Source organism: Idiomarina sp., from assembly GCF_048260185.1.
In the GTDB taxonomy this organism is placed as follows: domain Bacteria; phylum Pseudomonadota; class Gammaproteobacteria; order Enterobacterales; family Alteromonadaceae; genus Idiomarina.
Map to the genome: position 1 here is coordinate 686655 of NZ_JBLXHB010000001.1, position 16791 is coordinate 703445.

The 16791-nt window shown below is 47.4% G+C and carries 14 protein-coding genes; 7 read left to right on the forward strand and 7 right to left on the reverse strand.

The genetic code is table 11. The features are described 5' to 3' along the window. Positions 1-17 precede the first annotated feature (17 nt). The 5 genes from ACN0RF_RS03390 to ACN0RF_RS03410 all read left to right on the forward strand — a co-directional run bounded on the left by ACN0RF_RS03390 (position 18) and on the right by ACN0RF_RS03410 (position 6764). Positions 18-290: a cory-CC-star protein gene (locus ACN0RF_RS03390; RefSeq protein ID WP_011233950.1), complete on the forward strand. Its 273-nt coding sequence runs from the start codon at positions 18-20 to the stop codon at positions 288-290. A gap of 35 nt (positions 291-325) precedes the next feature. After that, the gene (locus tag ACN0RF_RS03395) at positions 326-1336 is read left to right on the forward strand and encodes an ArsA family ATPase (RefSeq protein ID WP_417438060.1); all 1011 of its coding nucleotides are present in this window, start codon (positions 326-328) and stop codon (positions 1334-1336) included. 73 nt (positions 1337-1409) lie between these two features. Further along, on the forward strand, positions 1410-2426 hold the full coding sequence (locus ACN0RF_RS03400; protein WP_417438061.1) for a zinc-binding alcohol dehydrogenase family protein: 1017 nt from the start codon (positions 1410-1412) through the stop codon (positions 2424-2426). A 69-nt stretch (positions 2427-2495) separates the two neighbouring features. Continuing rightward, on the forward strand, positions 2496-3650 hold the full coding sequence (locus tag ACN0RF_RS03405; protein ID WP_417438062.1) for an efflux RND transporter periplasmic adaptor subunit: 1155 nt from the start codon (positions 2496-2498) through the stop codon (positions 3648-3650). Between the two features lie 12 nt (positions 3651-3662). Beyond that, the gene (locus tag ACN0RF_RS03410; RefSeq protein WP_417438063.1) at positions 3663-6764 is read left to right on the forward strand and encodes an efflux RND transporter permease subunit; all 3102 of its coding nucleotides are present in this window, start codon (positions 3663-3665) and stop codon (positions 6762-6764) included. A 64-nt stretch (positions 6765-6828) separates the two neighbouring features. Here the strand turns inward: ACN0RF_RS03410 and ACN0RF_RS03415 are convergent, their stop codons facing one another. The 5 genes from ACN0RF_RS03415 to ACN0RF_RS03435 form a co-directional block, all read right to left on the reverse strand. Further along, entirely contained in the window at positions 6829-7872 is a 1044-nt protein-coding gene (locus ACN0RF_RS03415; protein WP_417438064.1) for a GtrA family protein, read from the reverse strand. A 21-nt stretch (positions 7873-7893) separates the two neighbouring features. Further along, on the reverse strand, positions 7894-8262 hold the full coding sequence (locus ACN0RF_RS03420) for a hypothetical protein (protein ID WP_417438065.1): 369 nt from the start codon (positions 8260-8262) through the stop codon (positions 7894-7896). 75 nt (positions 8263-8337) lie between these two features. Then, positions 8338-10011 (reverse strand): M28 family metallopeptidase, encoded by a 1674-nt coding sequence (locus ACN0RF_RS03425; RefSeq protein WP_417438066.1) that lies wholly within the window; start codon positions 10009-10011, stop codon positions 8338-8340. Between the two features lie 41 nt (positions 10012-10052). Next, positions 10053-10526, reverse strand: a complete 474-nt coding sequence (locus ACN0RF_RS03430) for a DUF192 domain-containing protein (protein ID WP_404398905.1) — start codon at positions 10524-10526, stop codon at positions 10053-10055. 89 nt (positions 10527-10615) lie between these two features. Then, complete coding sequence (locus ACN0RF_RS03435; RefSeq protein WP_417438067.1) at positions 10616-12022, reverse strand: protein adenylyltransferase SelO; 1407 nt, start codon at positions 12020-12022, stop codon at positions 10616-10618. Positions 12023-12128: 106 nt separating this feature from the next. Between ACN0RF_RS03435 and ACN0RF_RS03440 the strand changes: the two genes are divergently transcribed. Then, positions 12129-13025, forward strand: coding sequence for a gluconeogenesis factor YvcK family protein (locus ACN0RF_RS03440; RefSeq protein WP_417438068.1), 897 nt, complete (start codon positions 12129-12131; stop codon positions 13023-13025). Here ACN0RF_RS03440 and dcd read toward each other — a convergent pair. Together dcd and apbC are read right to left on the reverse strand one after the other, a co-directional pair. Next, on the reverse strand, positions 13022-13609 hold the full coding sequence (gene dcd, locus ACN0RF_RS03445; RefSeq protein WP_011233961.1) for a dCTP deaminase: 588 nt from the start codon (positions 13607-13609) through the stop codon (positions 13022-13024). The two genes, ACN0RF_RS03440 and dcd, sit on opposite strands and share 4 nt — an antisense overlap. 45 nt (positions 13610-13654) lie before the next feature. Beyond that, positions 13655-14641 (reverse strand): iron-sulfur cluster carrier protein ApbC, encoded by a 987-nt coding sequence (apbC, locus tag ACN0RF_RS03450; protein ID WP_417438069.1) that lies wholly within the window; start codon positions 14639-14641, stop codon positions 13655-13657. Between the two features lie 105 nt (positions 14642-14746). Between apbC and metG the strand changes: the two genes are divergently transcribed. Further along, positions 14747-16780 carry a methionine--tRNA ligase gene (metG, locus tag ACN0RF_RS03455; protein WP_417438070.1) on the forward strand — a complete coding sequence of 678 codons (2034 nt, stop codon included), beginning with the start codon at positions 14747-14749 and terminating at the stop codon, positions 16778-16780. Positions 16781-16791: the final 11 nt, after the last annotated feature.

Below are 16791 nucleotides of genomic sequence, written 5' to 3' on the forward strand. Positions count from 1 at the left end.
AAACAGGAGTAAGTAGCATGAATATACAATCAGTCCGCCGTTGGTTCAGCCGGGCGAGTGATTTGGCCAATGAGTTTTATAATGCGCCCTATCGCTCTGCTATTGCCCGGGCAAAGCGCGATGAAGATGACTTATTCATGCTACTGGTTTTTTCTGAAATGATGGGCGTGCCGAATCCGGCCGCCTATTATACTTTAGAGTTACAGCCATTAATGCTGGAACGCTTCCACGAATGGCATCAACGTATGGGGATGGAACATTCACCTCTCGACCATTTCCGTTGTTGCTAATTTTATAACCCGACCAAAAACAGGGTTCATTTCTCATGTTGTTAAGCGATAAAAAAGTTTTATTAATTGGTGGTAAAGGCGGAGTTGGTAAAACAACAGTGTCCTCTGCTCTGGCGGTTCTTGCTGCCCGAAAAGGTAAAAAAGTACTGCTGGTTTCAACCGATCCGGCACATAGCCTGGCCGATGTATTCGACAAAAAAATCGGCGATAAAAAAACTGTCATGCGCGAAAATTTAACCGCATTAGAAATTGATCCTGACCACGAAGTTAAAGCTCATATTGAACGTGTCAGTTCTCAAATGAAACGTTTTACCAACCCCGACCTTTTTCCTGAAATTGAACGTCAAATGCGTTTAACCCAGCAGTCACCGGGGGCACAGGAAGCGGCTTTACTGGAACGAATTTGCAACGTTATTGATGAAGCTGAAAAGGACTATGACTTACTGATTTTTGATACAGCCCCAACCGGGCATACCCTGCGTTTACTGACGTTACCCGAGGCAATGGCTGCCTGGACTCAGGGAATGCTGCGCTCGCAAAAGCGCTCTGAAGACTTCGACTCAGTTCTCGAGCACTTATCGCCCAAAGCCGGTAAAGACATTAATAACCCAATGGCTGACCCTCAAGACAATGCCAGCGACGGTATGACCGACCGCACTAAAGCAATTACCGAACAACTATTAACCCGACAGAGGCTTTTTCAGCGAACCCGGCGTCTGTTGCAGGACAACAGTTACACATCCATTCTGTTTGTGCTGACACCCGAGCGGCTACCTATTCAGGAAACCGATCGTGCATTACAATCGTTAACTGCGGAAAAGTTACCTGTTGGTGGTGTTGTCATTAATCGAATTTTGCCTGAGCAGGCCGACGGCAGCTTTTTAGCCAAACGCAGGCTCCAGGAGAAAACTTACATAGAAGACATTCACAAACGTTTTAAAGCATGGCGAAATTACTCTCTTTATTTGTTAGAAGAAGATGTGCAAGGTCTCGATGCATTAGAGGCCTTTGCAAATAATCTGGAGCAAGCAGGATTTTCTGCCTAACTGCCATTTTTTTGTCATCGCTTTCTCTAATAATACGTATACAGTGTGATTGTTGTTAATTAAGGAGATGACTATGCGCGCTGTAGGATACAAAGAATCACTTCCGGCCGAAGATCCAAATTCACTGCTGGATATTACCCTTGATGACCCTATTCCGGGAGCAAACGATTTACTGGTTAAAGTTAAAGCCGTAGCCGTTAACCCGGTCGATACCAAAATCAGAATGCGCATGGCGCCTGAATCTGGCCACAAAATTATTGGCTGGGATGCGGTCGGCGAAGTTGTCTCTACCGGAGAAAAAGTTACCGGATTTAAAACCGGTGACCGGGTTTGGTACGCGGGTGACTTAACCCGGCAGGGTTGCAACGCACAATTGCAAACCGTTGATTACCGCATTGTGGGTAAAGCCCCGGAAAACCTCGATGACACTCAGGCAGCCGCACTTCCGCTAACCAGTATCACTGCCTGGGAAGTTCTGTTCGACCGCTTACAGGTTGATAAGCCTTCACCGCATAACAAAAGAACTCTGTTAGTCATTGGCGGCGCCGGTGGCGTGGGCTCTATCTTAATTCAGCTTGCCGCTCAGCTAACCGATGTCACCGTTATCGCTACGGCCTCCCGTGCCGAATCCCAACAATGGGTAAAAGCTCTGGGGGCTGACCACGTTATCAATCATTACGACGACTTAGCTGAGCAGATAGAGTCTATTGGCGCCTCCCCGGTAACCGACGTGGCCTGCTTGACTCACAGCGAGCAATACTTTGCACAATGTATGAAATTGATGGCACCTCAGGGTCGTTTTTGCCTCATAGATGACCCGTCAGAAAGCCTCGATATTACCCTGATGAAACAAAAAAGCATCAGCTTACACTGGGAGTTTATGTTTACCCGTTCTATGTTTACTACGGCAGACATGATAAAGCAGCAGGAATTACTGAACCATATTGCGAAAATGGTCGAAAAAGGCCAGATTCGATCGACTCTAGGTAAAAGCTTTGGCGAAATGAACGCGAGTAATCTCCAGAAGGCGCATCAGGCATTAGAAAGTCAGAAAACCATCGGAAAAATAGCGCTAACTGTCGCCGAATAGTTTTACAAACATACATGAATGTATGTATAATTCCGGATTGATATAAATTAATAGGTCAGAGGTAATTTAATGAACACGCGTTTTAGGTTTGCCCCCATTTTTGCCGCGGGTCTTCTGTTAACGGGAGCACTAACCGCATGCAGCGACCAACAACAGCAGCAACAAGGCCAGCAGCAAGCAGCTCAGGTTGATGTGATTACCGTAACGCCTGAGTCAATCAGCCTTAGTACTGATTTGCCTGGTCGTACAGCCGCCTATCGAGTTGCTCAGGTGCGTCCACAGGTTAGCGGTGTACTGCTGAAACGAACTTTTGAAGAAGGTGCCTTTGTAGAAAAAGGACAACAGCTTTATCAAATTGATCCGGCAGTTTATGAAGCTGAGTTAGCCAGTGCTGAAGCTGAAGTTGAAAGCGCCAAAGCCGTGTTACGTAGTTCAGAACTTCGCTATGACCGCTTTCAGGAGCTGCTTGAAGAAAACGCAGTAAGTCAGGATGAGTTTGATAGCGCAGAAGCTACCTTCTACCAAAACAAAGCGGCTGTTTCAGTAGCTGAAGCCCAGTTGAAGAATGCCCGCATTAATCTTGAGTACACGAAAGTCAACGCCCCTATTAACGGTGTTATTGGCCGTTCTAATTTCACAGAAGGCGCACTATTAACGGCGTCGCAGACTGAGCCTTTGGTTACGATTAATCAACTGGATCCAATTTATGTTGATATCAACCAGTCCAGTAAACAATTTATGGAACTACAGGCTGATATAAAATCTGGCCGTATTCAGGCGAACGATAAAGGTAACGCCCCCGTTCGTCTAAAATTAAATGGTCTGGATTACGATCAAAAAGGTGAGCTGCTTTTCTCTGAAGTCAGCGTCGATGAAGACACCGGTGCAATTCTATTGCGTGCTGAATTCCCTAACCCGGATAAAACACTGTATCCCGGCATGTTTGTGCGTGCTGAAGTGAGTGAAGGCACTATCAACTCAGCCATTAAAGTACCACAAACAGCTGTAACTCGAGACCCCAGAGGACGACCTTATGTCATGCTGGTAAATGATGACAAAAAAGTTGAACAACGGATGATAACGACAGAACGCGCTGTAGGCAGCAGTTGGTTAATATCTGAAGGCCTTGAAGAAGGCGATACCGTTATCACTTCAGGTCTGCAAAAAATTCGTCCGGGCGCATCGGTGACTATCGATTCATCTAACTCTGAACAGCAGCAGTAAGGGAAGTCAGTAATGGCCAAGTTTTTTATAAATCGCCCGATATTTGCCTGGGTTATCGCGCTGCTGACCATGATGGCCGGTGCTATCGCGATGCTGCAGCTACCTATAGCTCAGTATCCGACTATTGCTCCGCCTGCAGTCGAAATTCAGGTGAGTTACCCTGGCGCTAACGCCGAAACCGTTTCAAATACCGTAACCAAGGTTATTGAGCAGAATATGACAGGTATTGATAACCTGCTCTATTTCTCTTCTCAGAGTAACTTTGGTAACGGCACCGTTAGTCTGACTTTTGCTTCAGGAACGGATCCTGATATTGCTCAGGTGCAAGTTCAGAATAAGCTTTCTCAGGCAACCCCCCAGTTGCCTCAGGCAGTTCAGGCTCAGGGCATTACCGTTAGTAAAGCGAGTAGCTCATTCTTAATGGTAGCCGCGCTCGTGGCCTCAGACGACCGTTACTCTCAAACCGACTTAAGTGACTATATTGCGTCAAATATTCAGGATCCTATAGCCCGTACAACGGGGGTTGGTAACGTTCAACTCTTTGGCTCACCCTACTCTATGAGAATTTGGGTCGACCCGTCAGCGCTGGTTAACTACGGCATGACAATGGCTGACCTTAAAAGTGCTATTCAGGCACAAAATGCTCAGGTTGCTGCCGGTGAACTTGGTGGCACACCAGCCGTAGAGGGGCAACGTCTGAACGCAACCATTATTGCGCAAACTCGTATGTCTGATGTCTCTGAGTTTGAAAATATCACCTTAAAAGTGTTGTCTGATGGTTCGCAAGTCCGCCTTAAAGACGTTGCTGAGGTCGAAAAAGGCGCAGAAAACTATTCCATTCAGGCCAATTATAACGGTAAGCCGGCAACGGGTCTGGCAATTAACCTGCAAACCGGGGCTAACGCTCTGGAAACAGCCGATGCGGTGAAAGCCCGAATGGCTGAACTGGAAGAGTTTTTCCCTGATGGAATGGAATTGGTTACAGCTTACGACACCACTCCTTTTATCAAAATTTCGATTTCAGAAGTGGCGCAAGTTTTAATCGAGGCCATTATTCTGGTCTTCCTGCTGATGTTCGTTTTCCTGCAGAACCTACGCGCTACCTTAATCCCCACCTTAGCAATACCGGTGGTTATTCTGGGAACCATGGGGGTCATGGCATTAGCCGGTTTCTCAATTAACACCCTGACCATGTTCGGTATGGTGTTGTCCATCGGCCTGTTGGTTGATGACGCCATCGTCGTTGTAGAGAACGTTGAGCGCTTAATGTCTGAAGAGGGCTTGTCACCCAAACAGGCAACGATTAAGTCGATGGGACAAATTACCGGGGCACTTGTTGCTATCGGTGTTGTTATGGCCGCGGTATTCGCACCTATGGCCTTCTTCCCGGGTTCCACCGGTGCCGTTTACCGACAGTTCTCACTGACCATCATTACTTCTATGGGTCTGTCTGTGCTCGTCGCTATCGTGTTCTCACCAGCATTGTGTGCCACCCTGCTGAAACCGGTTAAGCACGACAAAAGCAGTGGCTGGGGCCCGCTTGGCTGGTTCAACCGTACCTTAGAAAAATGGACCGATAAGTACACCAATACCATTCACTCAATTTTACGTCGTACCGTACGGTTTGGCGTACTTTACCTGGGTATTATCGGCATTCTGGTGTTCTTATTCATGAAATTGCCAGCGGCCTTCTTGCCCGACGAAGATCGCGGCGTATTCTTGACTCAGATGCAGTTACCCGTCGGCTCAACTATTGAGCAGTCCGTCAACACTATGGATAAAATAGAAAACTACTATCTTGATCAGGAAGATGCGGTCCAGTCAGTATTTTCTGTTGTTGGTTTCAGTTTCTCAGGACGAAGTCAGGCTAATGGTATCGCCTTCGTGCGTTTGAAAGACTGGAGCGAACGTGACGAAAGCCAGAGTGTTGATGCCGTTATAGGCAGAGCTTTTGGATTCTTCGCTGGTATTAAAGAGGCGATGATATTTGCCTTTAACCTGCCACCTATTCCAGAACTTGGTGTTTCCAGTGGTTTCAACCTGTTCCTGCAGGATCGCGGTAACCTGGGTCATGCTGGTTTACTCGAAGCCCGTAACCAATTGCTGGGTATGGCAGGACAGAACGACAAGCTGGTACAGGTACGTCCAAACGGTCTTGAAGATGCGCCACAGTTGCGTATTGATATCGACTTTGAAAAAGCCCAGGCGCTGGGACTGACTATTGCCAATATCAATGAAACCTTAAGCACAGCCTGGGGCTCATCCTACGTTAACGACTTTATCGATCGGGGCCGGGTGAAAAAGGTCTATCTGCAAGGCGAAGCGGAATCGCGTATGTTGCCTGAAGATATTAACGAATGGTATGTCAAAAATAACCAGGGTGATATGGTGCCATTTAGCTCATTCTCGAGCTGGGAATGGACTTATGGTGCCCAGCGAGTTGAAAGCTACAACGGTGTTGCTGCAATGGAGATTCAGGGACAAGCTGCTCCGGGAGTCAGTACCGGCGAAGCCATGATTGAAATGGAGAAGATGATTGCTAAGCTTCCTCCGGGTATTGGTTTCGAATGGACAGGTATTTCTTTACAAGAGCGTCAATCCGGTGATTTTGCGCCGATCCTTTATAGCGTATCGCTGATTGTTGTATTCCTGTTCCTGGCAGCGCTGTACGAAAGCTGGTCGATACCATTCTCAGTCATGCTGGTTGTCCCTCTGGGTATTCTGGGTGCTGTTGTTGCTGTTATGCTTCGCGGTATCTCTAACGATGTTTACTTCCAGGTAGGTCTGTTGACAACCGTAGGGGTGTCAGCAAGGAACGCCATACTGATTGTTGAGTTTGCGAAAGACTTACAGGCTCAGGGTAAAGAACTACTGGATGCCACGCTGGAAGCCGTGCGCTTACGTCTGCGCCCTATCCTTATGACGTCCTTAGCCTTTATCTTTGGTGTTATGCCTCTGGCACTAAGCGATGGTGCAGGTGCAGCAAGCCGTAATGCCATCGGTACCAGTGTTATAGGCGGAATGATTGGCGGTACTGTACTGGCGATCTTCTTCGTACCGTTATTCTTCTATGTTGTACGGCGAATATTCCCGCCCAAACAAGCTGAAGAGTAATCTATAGCAGACACAAAAAACCCGGAGCTGAAACTCCGGGTTTTCTTTTTAAAACACCAGTTTATTAAGCCGCTTTTTTAAAAACTAGCCGCTTTTGTCCACCATAACTCAACAAGAAGACTAAGCCTTCCGCTAATGGCTTACCAATAAAAGGTGTAACACCAAGGTAGCGGAACGCCTCCGTAAGGCCGTAGTTAGCAGCCACTAAGACAATCGCAAGACAACTGTATTTAGTTGCATCCCAGGCAACATGAGACCCTTGTTTGAATACCCATTGGCGATTCAGAGAAAAATTGAATACCCCGGATATAACTCGAGCAAGAACAATAGACTCCAACACCTGACCTGAGAAAAAGTAAGCTGTTGCGAATACGGAGTAATCCAGACCGGCAGACAAAATCCCAATACTCGCAAACTTTAAAAACTTTTGGTAAATTTTTATCGAGTCGATTACTGGTCGGTAATGACTTGTTTCATTACCCTCTTCATAAACCGTGGTTATCTCCTGAGAATTTATGCGATAGCCGCAGCGCTTAGCCGAAAGCAGCATTTCCAACTCAAACTCATAACCTGAACTGGTGAAGTGAACTAACTTTTCAAGAAAGCCCAAAGGAATTCCGCGCAGCCCTGTTTGGGTATCTTTAATGTCCTGCCCCGTTACCAACCGAAAAATAACCCGGGTAAATTTATTGCCGAGTCTGGAACGAAAAGGAATGTCTTTTTCATCGAAAGTGCGGCTACCCAGCCATAGCTTATCCGGGTATCCTTTTAGGCAGGTACAGATAGCAAGAATGTCTTTAGCCAAATGCTGGCCGTCTGCATCAGCTGTGACAGCACCGGAACAGCGCTCATCACCTTGCTTGATGATCCAGTCAAATGCCGTGCGCAATGCAGCGCCCTTTCCCTTATTTTGCTCATGGCTTAGAACATGAACACGATGGCGATCAGCCAGTTGCTGAAAAACGTCTGAGAAGCGACTACCGTCATCAACAACAATAATACCCAGATAGTGATTCCATTCTGGATCTTCAGTGGTAATTCTATCAATAAGCTCCAGCAAGTGCTGGTCGGGATCCAGCGCCGGAATAACAATATAAGGTTTCTTCATTCCAGCACTGGACCTTTGTTTCTATGGTTTTTTGTCCTGATCTTCTTTAACTTCGTACTCTCCATCAATAACCGAGCCACGGTCTTCCTTATTATTTTCATAATGTTCTTGTTGTTTTTGATGCTGCCGCTTTTGCTCCTGATAATGCTGTTTTGCTTGTTTACGCATACGCCAAACTTGTTTAATAGTATGACGTTGACGCCACATAACCGGAATCATCAGCACAAATAACACGGCCGCGATGACCATGCCAAAAGCCAGCCCAAGGCCAATCAGAACCAATAACAAAAAAAGGCCCAGCAAACGGCTGAGCCAGTTACCGGAGGATGAACCTCCGGCGCGTGAACCCTGATTGAAACGGACATAAACTTTATCTCGTTTATGAGTCATAACTGCTCCTAAAAAATGACTACAAAGCTAAGACAACATAAGGCACAGACCGTTCCTACAAGGTTATCTTAACGTCTATTTACGCATATCTTCTGTTGCTTTACGTGCCGCTTCAAATTCATTACCCGGTGCCCATTGAGGCCATTCACGTGAGTTTGCTAACTCATTACCGATTGAATAAAAAACAGACATATCCTGCTGTACACCACGTAAATCCCAGTCTTCATCAAATTCATCAGCCGGTTTATGATAAGCATCGCGATTAAATATAGCACGCTGCTCTTCAGTCCATTCACGGCCTTTTTCAACATGGTCATTGCCGCCTTTAGCGTAAAGCATTGGAACACCTCTTTTCGCCAGATTAAAATGATCTGAGCGATAGAATGAACCCACTTCAGGAGTTGGCTCAGGTGCTACATAACGATCTTGGGCCTTTACGTAGCGTTTCAAGTAGTCTTCCATAGAAGAATTGCCATAACCTACGACAACCATGTCTTTCATAGGACCATAAACATTCATAACGTCCATATTGATACCGCCAACCGCTTTGCCCAGTGGCAGCATTGGATGCGACGCGTACCAGTCAGAACCAAGCAGGCCACTCTCCTCTGCACCGACTGCAGCAAACACAATAGAGCGCTCTGGTTGTTGCCCTTTGGCAAACTGCTCAGCCATAGCCATTAATGCAGCCGTGCCCGAGGCATTATCCTGTGCACCATTATAGATAGGATCATCTTCACGCACCGGGTCGGTTCCCAGGTGGTCGTGGTGAGCCATATAAATAACGTGTTCTTCTGGATACTTAGAACCCTCGATGTAACCAATCACGTTATTGGTATCTAAATATTCAAATTTGTTTTTAACCGTCAATGAGGCTTCAATGTTCAGCGGCTGAGGCTTGAAGTCACCACTTAAAGCCAACTCACGCATTTGCTCTAAATTTTTACCAACACTGGCAAATAACGCGTTAGCGCTTTCTTCTGTCACCCAACCTTCAATGGCTGAACGGTCCATATTCTTGTTTTCACGTTTTAAGTCAAAACGCACTGGAGAACCACCAGCAACAACGCCCCAACCGTAACCGGCAGGCCCTGTTTCGTGTATTACAAACGCGGCTTTAGCTCCCTGACGCGCCGCTTCTTCATATTTGTATGTCCAGCGCCCATAATACGTCATAGCATTACCATTAAAGAGCTCTGAATCTCCGGTGGCATAACCCGGATCATTCACCAGCATAACAACGGTTTTACCTTCAACGTCCAGTCCTTCGTAGTCATTCCAGTCGTATTCAGGAGCAACAATGCCGTATCCGACAAAAACGACGTCGCTGTTTTCAACGTTAACTTCGTCAACCACACGCGGTGTCCAGGCCATCATTTCAGTACGATACTTCATAGATTCGGGCGCTGACTCACCAGCAAAGTTCAGAGAACTCACTTTATACGGCATCAATTTGACTAAAGGAACAGGCTGACGGTAGCTGTCATTTTCCTGGTCGTACGGCTTTAAGCCCCACTCACGAAAATTATTTTCAATAAAGCTAACGGCTTTCTCGCCGCCGGCTGACGCAGGTGCGCGCCCCTCAAACTCGTCAGAAGATAACGTCTTTAAATAATCCCGATAATTGGGGTTAAAAGCTGAATCCTGTATGTCGGCAACCGCTTTGTCTGTTTCTTTGTTTGACTCGTTTGCCGGCCCGCAGGCAGCAAGAACACTTAAGCTCAATGCTCCCAATATGACGTACTTCATGGTTTCTCCTTTTTTATTACTCTTCATTATTATTTTTTACCCTATTTTTGCTTACAGCTTTCGCCCTCAGCTTTTCTTAATTGATCGCCCATGCGAATATCATGCTCAGCAAAGAATCCGCCATTGACCTCAAGCACACTCCAGTAGTTTTTCCCCGGAGAATAGCTTCGGCACTGCGTCGGATCATCGCTGCCGCACGGTCGCATCGTGAACGTTTTCACAATACGCCCCTGCCGATCAAGGTAAGCAATATCTAATGGAATTAATGTCTGATACATCCAGAAACCACTGTAGCCCGGACGTTCATTGCCGTAACGGAACCACATCCCGTTATACTCGCCCAGTGACTCTCGCTGCATTAGCCCCCGCGCTTGCTGCTGCTGATTATCCGCCAGCTCGACGGTTAAAGGTTGTTCAAGTTCGCCCAGACAAACTTCGGTTTTATCAAATTCTTGTGGTTCAGGAACATTCCATTGTTGCGCCATACCGCAAAAAGGTAAGGCGCTGATTAACATAAAAAGCACTCGATAATTCATTTGCTTGACCCTGTCATAATCAGTAACTCTGATTTTGTCCTATCCAGTGGGAGATCGCAATTCAAACCTCAACTTGAGCAGGACAGTTCAGAGACCTGCTCCTCAGGCGTTGGCGGCTTCGCCCAGGAGCTTTCGCGTAAACGTTCAGAAAAGGGGTTCATTAAAGCCCGCATATAATCGTGTAATAAAGAGTCTTCACCGGCTTCTGCAGCATCAATTACCCGCTGCGCATGGTGTGTTCTGACAATAACCCAGGGGTTAACTTGCTTCATCACGTCAATATCACTTTTTCCGTTTACCGCGTTATTGTATTCCTGCCACCAGCTGTCACCGCTTTGTGCCAGTAATCCTCTTGGCTCTTTCGCTTCAAGCGAGTCAATTAAGTCGCGGAACGCCAGTTGATAGTCGGCCTGGTTCACCTCCAGCAGACTTAACCAGCCACCGACCAACTGCATTCTCTCGTTGGCAGGTACTGACGACATACCCAGACGTTTTGTCATTCGGTTTAAGTAAGCTTTTCGAAGTTCCGGTTCGTAAGTGTCCAGCGCAGCCCGCAATTTATCCGCCTCAATTAAGGGGCTAACTGCCTGAGCCAGTCGCTGCAAATTCCAGAGCCCTACCCCGGGTTGTTGCAAAAGACCGTAGCGCCCGCCTGCATCCGTATGGTTAAAAATCTTTTCGGGCTGGTAATTATCCAGAAAGGCGTAGGGGCCAAAGTCGAAGGTTTCACCCGCTAAACTCATATTGTCGGTATTCATTACACCATGAATAAAACCATAAGCCTGCCAGGCAGCAATCATCTCAGCGGTACTTTTTACCACCTGCGAAAATTGTTCCGCGATATCCGCATCCGCTAAGTGTGGCCAGGTTACTTCTATTGTGTCCTGCCAAAGGTTGCGCATGGTGTCTTCCAGCCCTCGGTGAAAGCAGTGCTCAAAATGACCAAAGCGCACATGCGTCGTCGCTGTGCGAGCTAGCATCGCGCCGGGTTCGACCCGCTCCCGTTGTATCTTCCCTTGTGTCGAAATTAAGGCCAAAGCACGCGTTGTCGGAATATTTAGCGCGTGCAGCGCTTCGCTTGCCAGCAATTCACGTATCGAAGAGCGCAACACCGCCCTGCCATCTGCCCCCCGGCTGTATGGGGTTGGTCCGGCACCTTTTATATGGATATCGGTTATTTTATCCCCCACTGCAGCCTGACCCAGCAATAGGCCGCGACCATCGCCTAAATAAGGGTTAAAATGTCCAAACTGGTGCCCTGCGTATTTTTGTGCAACAGGTTCAGTTCCCGGCCAGGAATCAAGCCCTCCCAGCCACTGAGACAACTCAGCCGGTGGCGCTTCCCCATCGGTTAACTCAGCCCATAACTGGCTACTTAACCAACGTAAACTGACCTCACCGTCGGGCTTTATTGGCTGACGAGTTGTAATTTCCGGGAACTTACGGGCAAAGCGGTTATCAAAAACTATTGGCATACATCCTCCTGCTAAATAGATTGTTACACAGTCAGCGAGGCTTGCATAACTCATAATAAATCAGCTAAGGTCGCAACGTTTGGCCATTGGCAGCAAAGGAAGCCACATGCAACTTCATTCTTTACGACGTATCACCGCAATAGGCGGTGGCCACGGTCTGGGTCGGGTACTGTCGACGCTGTCGTTTATGAAACATAAGTTAGTCGGTATTGTAGCAACCACAGATAACGGCGGCGCAACCGGCTTGTTACGTGAGTCACAACACTGCATTGCCTGGGGTGATATCCGCAACTGCCTGTCACAACTTGTAGAACAACCACTAGCGGCCGAAGTACTGAATTATCGTTTTGATTGCACATCGTCACTGCATGGTCATAACTTTGGTAACCTGCTGCTTTATACGCTAGACCAGCTCAGTGCCCGCCCGTTAGATGGCATACAGCTCTTAAGTCGCTTACTGAACGTCGATAATCGCATACTTCCTATGTCTGAATGCCCGACCGACCTCATTGCGACAACCAACGATGGCATTCAGTGTCATGGCGAAATACGTATTGATAAACTGCCGGTTATGCCACGTAAGCTGTCTTTGTCCGGCAGCGTTACTGCAACCCCCGAAGCAATACGCCATATTCGCAGCAGTCAATTAATATTGCTGGGGCCGGGAAGTTTCATGACCTCGGTTATGCCACCGTTACTCGTTAGCGGTATTCGCGATGCCTTACGGACAACTCAGGCCAAAGTGGTGTTTATTGATAACCTGGTGGATGAAAACGGTCCTGCCGGCAAACTCAGCCTGGCTGAAAAAGTCGGCTTTATCGAGAAGCAGCTGGGTAAGCAGGTTGTCGACTTAGTTTTAAGCAACAAAAAAGAGAATGGCCTGAAGTTACCGGTTATTGGCGGTTTGCAGAGCGATGAAGATGTCTACTACCGCCATAACACGAGCAATTTACTGGCTAAACTGGAAGAAGCCGCGAAACAACTCCTGGTGGAGAGTGCTTAGCCTCCGTCAGCTGAAATACGCGAAGCCACGGCGCTGTGTTGATCCCGATATTTAGCATCTTCACGCTTGTTGTAAGGCCTTGCACAAGGGCCACTGAGCTTCTCAAAACTAATAGCGCCTATCTTCATACCCGCCCGTAACGCCAAAGGTAACTTACCGCTATTAAAGAACTCCAGAACAATTTGTCCTGACCAGCCCGGATCAATGCGGTGAGCCGTTACATGTACCATCAATCCTAAACGCGCTAATGACGAGCGACCGTCTAACCAGCCCACCATATCGGCCGGCAAAGTAATAGATTCGTGCGTTACCGCTAAAGCAAATTCGCCCGGGTGAATAAAAAAGGCCTGGTCATCTTTAAGCACAATTTCATCACTCATGACTTCCTGAATTGCCGCTTCAATAGCTTCACGCGAGCCGCTAATATCAATAAAAGGTGCCGCATGATCCTGCAGCACACGAAAATCGTTGCCTAAATGAATATCTAGTGTAACGCCTGAGATATTATTGGCTTGGGGTGCAGGTTCGACACCTATAATTCCATCTTTCAAATGCTGTTCTATTTCAGTGTCGTTTAGGCGCATCGTTCATCGTTCTCCGTGTTGTCGTTTAAGACCTTAAGGCCAGTACTATAACGAATTTTCTTGCTGATAATAGAGGTTTGCTGCAACTTGTTGCGCTGAATTTAAAATTAGCTGACTTAACGGGTGTTCCGGCTGCGCTATCAAGAGTGGTGTATCACCATCCAGACTCTCGCGCAGCTCGCTGTTCAAAGGCCATTGACCCAATAACGGTAAGTTGTGCTCAGTTGCCATAACCGCGCCGCCGTTTTTGCCAAAAACCGCATCTTCATGTCCACACGACGGGCATTGGTAAAAACTCATGTTTTCCAGTATGCCTATGAGCGGAATATTCAGCTTCTCGAACATAGCCACGCCTTTTTCTGCGTCCTTAAGCGCAACGGTTTGAGGTGTAGTTACTACCACCGCGCCCGTTACCGGTAACTTTTGCGCCATAGTCAGCTGAATGTCGCCAGTACCCGGCGGCATATCCACAATGAGATAATCAAGCGTCGGCCAGGCTGTGTCTTTGTATAGTTGCTGAAGAGCACCACTTGCCATAGGGCCGCGCCAAATAGTCGCATCATTGTCCTCAACCAGGTACCCCAGCGAATGTACATGCAATCCGTGGCGCTCTAAAGGCATCATTTTATTGTTCCTGGTCAACTCCATCTCTGAACCGCCACCGCCAAGCATGGTCGGAATTGACGGCCCGTAAATATCGGCGTCCAGCAAACCAACCTTGGCGCCTAGCTGTGACAAAGCTAATGCCAGATTCACACTCACAGAGGATTTCCCCACTCCGCCTTTGCCGGAGGAGACAACAATGACATTACCGGTGGTAAGCGGTAATTCCGGCTGTGAGTTCTTCAGTTTTTTGATCTGACAGTTAAGCTGCCAGTCAAACTCGCCCAGTTCAGAATCTTTCTGCATGGCTTTGAGCAAGGACTCGCCAGCAACAAAAGGCAAGTTCAACACCCGTTGCTTACCAGAGCCAGTTACCCAGTTATCGGGTATGCCATTCGGCAATAAGGGGTGAGTAAAATCTTTCATCATCAACCTCGGGGATCTGTGTATCAGCCAAGAGCTATGCTAACATGAGCGGCATAGAACTTTGGGGTTTACATTCGATTAATCAACAAAACGGAAGCAGATTTTCGCATGAGCCAATCCGCACGTAAAATACTGGTTACCAACGCACTGCCTTACGCTAACGGACCTATCCATATCGGTCACATGTTAGGTTATATTCAGGCCGATATCTGGGTACGCTTTCAAAAGCTACGCGGTAACGAATGCCACTTCGTCTGTGCTGACGATGCGCATGGCACACCTATTATGCTGAAAGCCCAGCAGTTGGGTATAACGCCTGAACAAATGATTGGCGACATGCAGCGCTCGCATGAATCCGACTTTAGTGACTTTTTAGTCGGTTTTGACCACTACTACAGCACACACAGTGACGAGAACCGAGAATTGGCCGAGACTATCTACACGCGTCTTGATAAAGCCGGGCATATTAAAACCGAAGTCATTGAACAGCTGTATGATCCACAAAAGGAGATGTTCCTGCCCGACCGCTTTGTTAAAGGCGAGTGTCCGGATTGTGGCGCAGAAGACCAGTACGGCGACAACTGTGATGTTTGTGGTGCAACATATGCACCAACCGACCTGAAAAACCCGAAGTCAGTGGTTTCTGGTGCGGAACCCGAACTGCGTGAGTCAGAACACTACTTTTTCGACCTGCCTGCATTTGGCGACATGCTAAAAAGCTGGACACGCTCTGGCTCATTGCAAAACGAAATGGCGAACAAGCTCAACGAATGGTTTGAACAAGGCTTGCAGCGCTGGGATATTTCCCGCGACGCACCTTACTTTGGCTTTAAAATTCCCGGCACCGAAAATAAATACTTTTACGTATGGCTGGATGCGCCAATAGGTTACATGAGTAGCTTTAAAAACTACTGCACAACCACAGGCAAAGCGGACTGGGACACGTATTGGCAAGCCGACAGCGAAGCCGAGCTTTATCATTTTATTGGTAAAGACATTATCTATTTCCACAGCTTATTCTGGCCTGCCATGTTGAAAGGCGCCGATTTCCGTCAACCAACCAATGTCTGGGCACATGGTTTTATTACGGTTAACGGAACTAAAATGTCTAAGTCTAAAGGGACATTCATTAAGGCTCGCACTTACCTCGAGCATCTTGACCCGGAATATCTGCGTTATTACTTTGCGGCCAAGCTGACAAGCCGTATTGATGATCTCGACTTAAACCTGACTGACTTCGCGCAACGGGTCAATTCTGATCTTGTTGGCAAGGTGATTAACATTGCCAGCCGCTGTGCCGGTTTTATTCAGAAAAAATTCGACGGAAAGCTTTCAGCTAACGTAGCTGACTCAGCATTGTTAGAAGACTTTCAGCTAGCCGGTGACAACATAGCTGAACTTTATGAAAAGCGTGAGTTTTCACACGCCATGCGCAACATTATGGCGCTGGCTGATCGCGCTAACCAGTACATTGCTGATAAAGAACCCTGGCAGTTAATTAAGCAGGAAGATAGCGAACAGGAAGTTCACGAAATTTGCTCGCTGGGTATCAACCTGTTCCGGACGTTAATGATTTACTTAGCTCCGGTCGTGCCTAAGCTAACCGAAGAAGTGCAGCACTTCCTGAACGATACATTCACCTGGGAAAGCCATAAAACGGCTTTAACAGAGCACCCGATAAATAAATTTAAAGCGCTTATGCAGCGTGTTGAAATGGACGACGTAAACGCCATGATTGACGCATCAAAAGAAGAGCAAGCTTCACAAGCCCCTGCTGTGGAAGCCAACGACGAGTTGAAAAAAGAACCCATTGCCGATGAAATCAGCTTTGACGATTTTGCTAAAGTCGATTTACGCGTTGCCCGTATAGCCAACGCTGAGCACGTCGAGGGCGCGGATAAGTTATTGAAACTTACGTTGGATTTGGGTGGCGAAACTCGTCAGGTATTTGCCGGTATTAAGTCAGCTTATGCTCCTGAAGCATTAAAAGGTCAATTAACTGTTATGGTTGCGAACTTAGCACCTCGCAAAATGCGCTTTGGTTTATCTGAAGGTATGGTGCTTGCTGCGGGGCCAGGCAAAGATGAAATCTACATTCTTAACCCGCACGACGGTGCCAAACCCGGTATGAGAATAATGTAATCAGCCGGGCT

Excerpts from the sequence above, each read along its gene's own strand:
- ACN0RF_RS03390 (WP_011233950.1), top strand. The coding sequence starts at position 18 with ATGAATATACAATCAGTCCGCCGTTGGTTCAGCCGGGCGAGTGATTTG.
- ACN0RF_RS03395 (WP_417438060.1), top strand. The coding sequence starts at position 326 with ATGTTGTTAAGCGATAAAAAAGTTTTATTAATTGGTGGTAAAGGCGGA.
- ACN0RF_RS03400 (WP_417438061.1), top strand. The coding sequence starts at position 1,410 with ATGCGCGCTGTAGGATACAAAGAATCACTTCCGGCCGAAGATCCAAAT.
- ACN0RF_RS03405 (WP_417438062.1), top strand. The coding sequence starts at position 2,496 with ATGAACACGCGTTTTAGGTTTGCCCCCATTTTTGCCGCGGGTCTTCTG.
- ACN0RF_RS03410 (WP_417438063.1), top strand. The coding sequence starts at position 3,663 with ATGGCCAAGTTTTTTATAAATCGCCCGATATTTGCCTGGGTTATCGCG.
- ACN0RF_RS03415 (WP_417438064.1), bottom strand. The coding sequence starts at position 7,872 with ATGAAGAAACCTTATATTGTTATTCCGGCGCTGGATCCCGACCAGCAC.
- ACN0RF_RS03420 (WP_417438065.1), bottom strand. The coding sequence starts at position 8,262 with ATGACTCATAAACGAGATAAAGTTTATGTCCGTTTCAATCAGGGTTCA.
- ACN0RF_RS03425 (WP_417438066.1), bottom strand. The coding sequence starts at position 10,011 with ATGAAGTACGTCATATTGGGAGCATTGAGCTTAAGTGTTCTTGCTGCC.
- ACN0RF_RS03430 (WP_404398905.1), bottom strand. The coding sequence starts at position 10,526 with ATGTTAATCAGCGCCTTACCTTTTTGCGGTATGGCGCAACAATGGAAT.
- ACN0RF_RS03435 (WP_417438067.1), bottom strand. The coding sequence starts at position 12,022 with ATGCCAATAGTTTTTGATAACCGCTTTGCCCGTAAGTTCCCGGAAATT.
- ACN0RF_RS03440 (WP_417438068.1), top strand. The coding sequence starts at position 12,129 with ATGCAACTTCATTCTTTACGACGTATCACCGCAATAGGCGGTGGCCAC.
- dcd (WP_011233961.1), bottom strand. The coding sequence starts at position 13,609 with ATGCGCCTAAACGACACTGAAATAGAACAGCATTTGAAAGATGGAATT.
- apbC (WP_417438069.1), bottom strand. The coding sequence starts at position 14,641 with ATGATGAAAGATTTTACTCACCCCTTATTGCCGAATGGCATACCCGAT.
- metG (WP_417438070.1), top strand. The coding sequence starts at position 14,747 with ATGAGCCAATCCGCACGTAAAATACTGGTTACCAACGCACTGCCTTAC.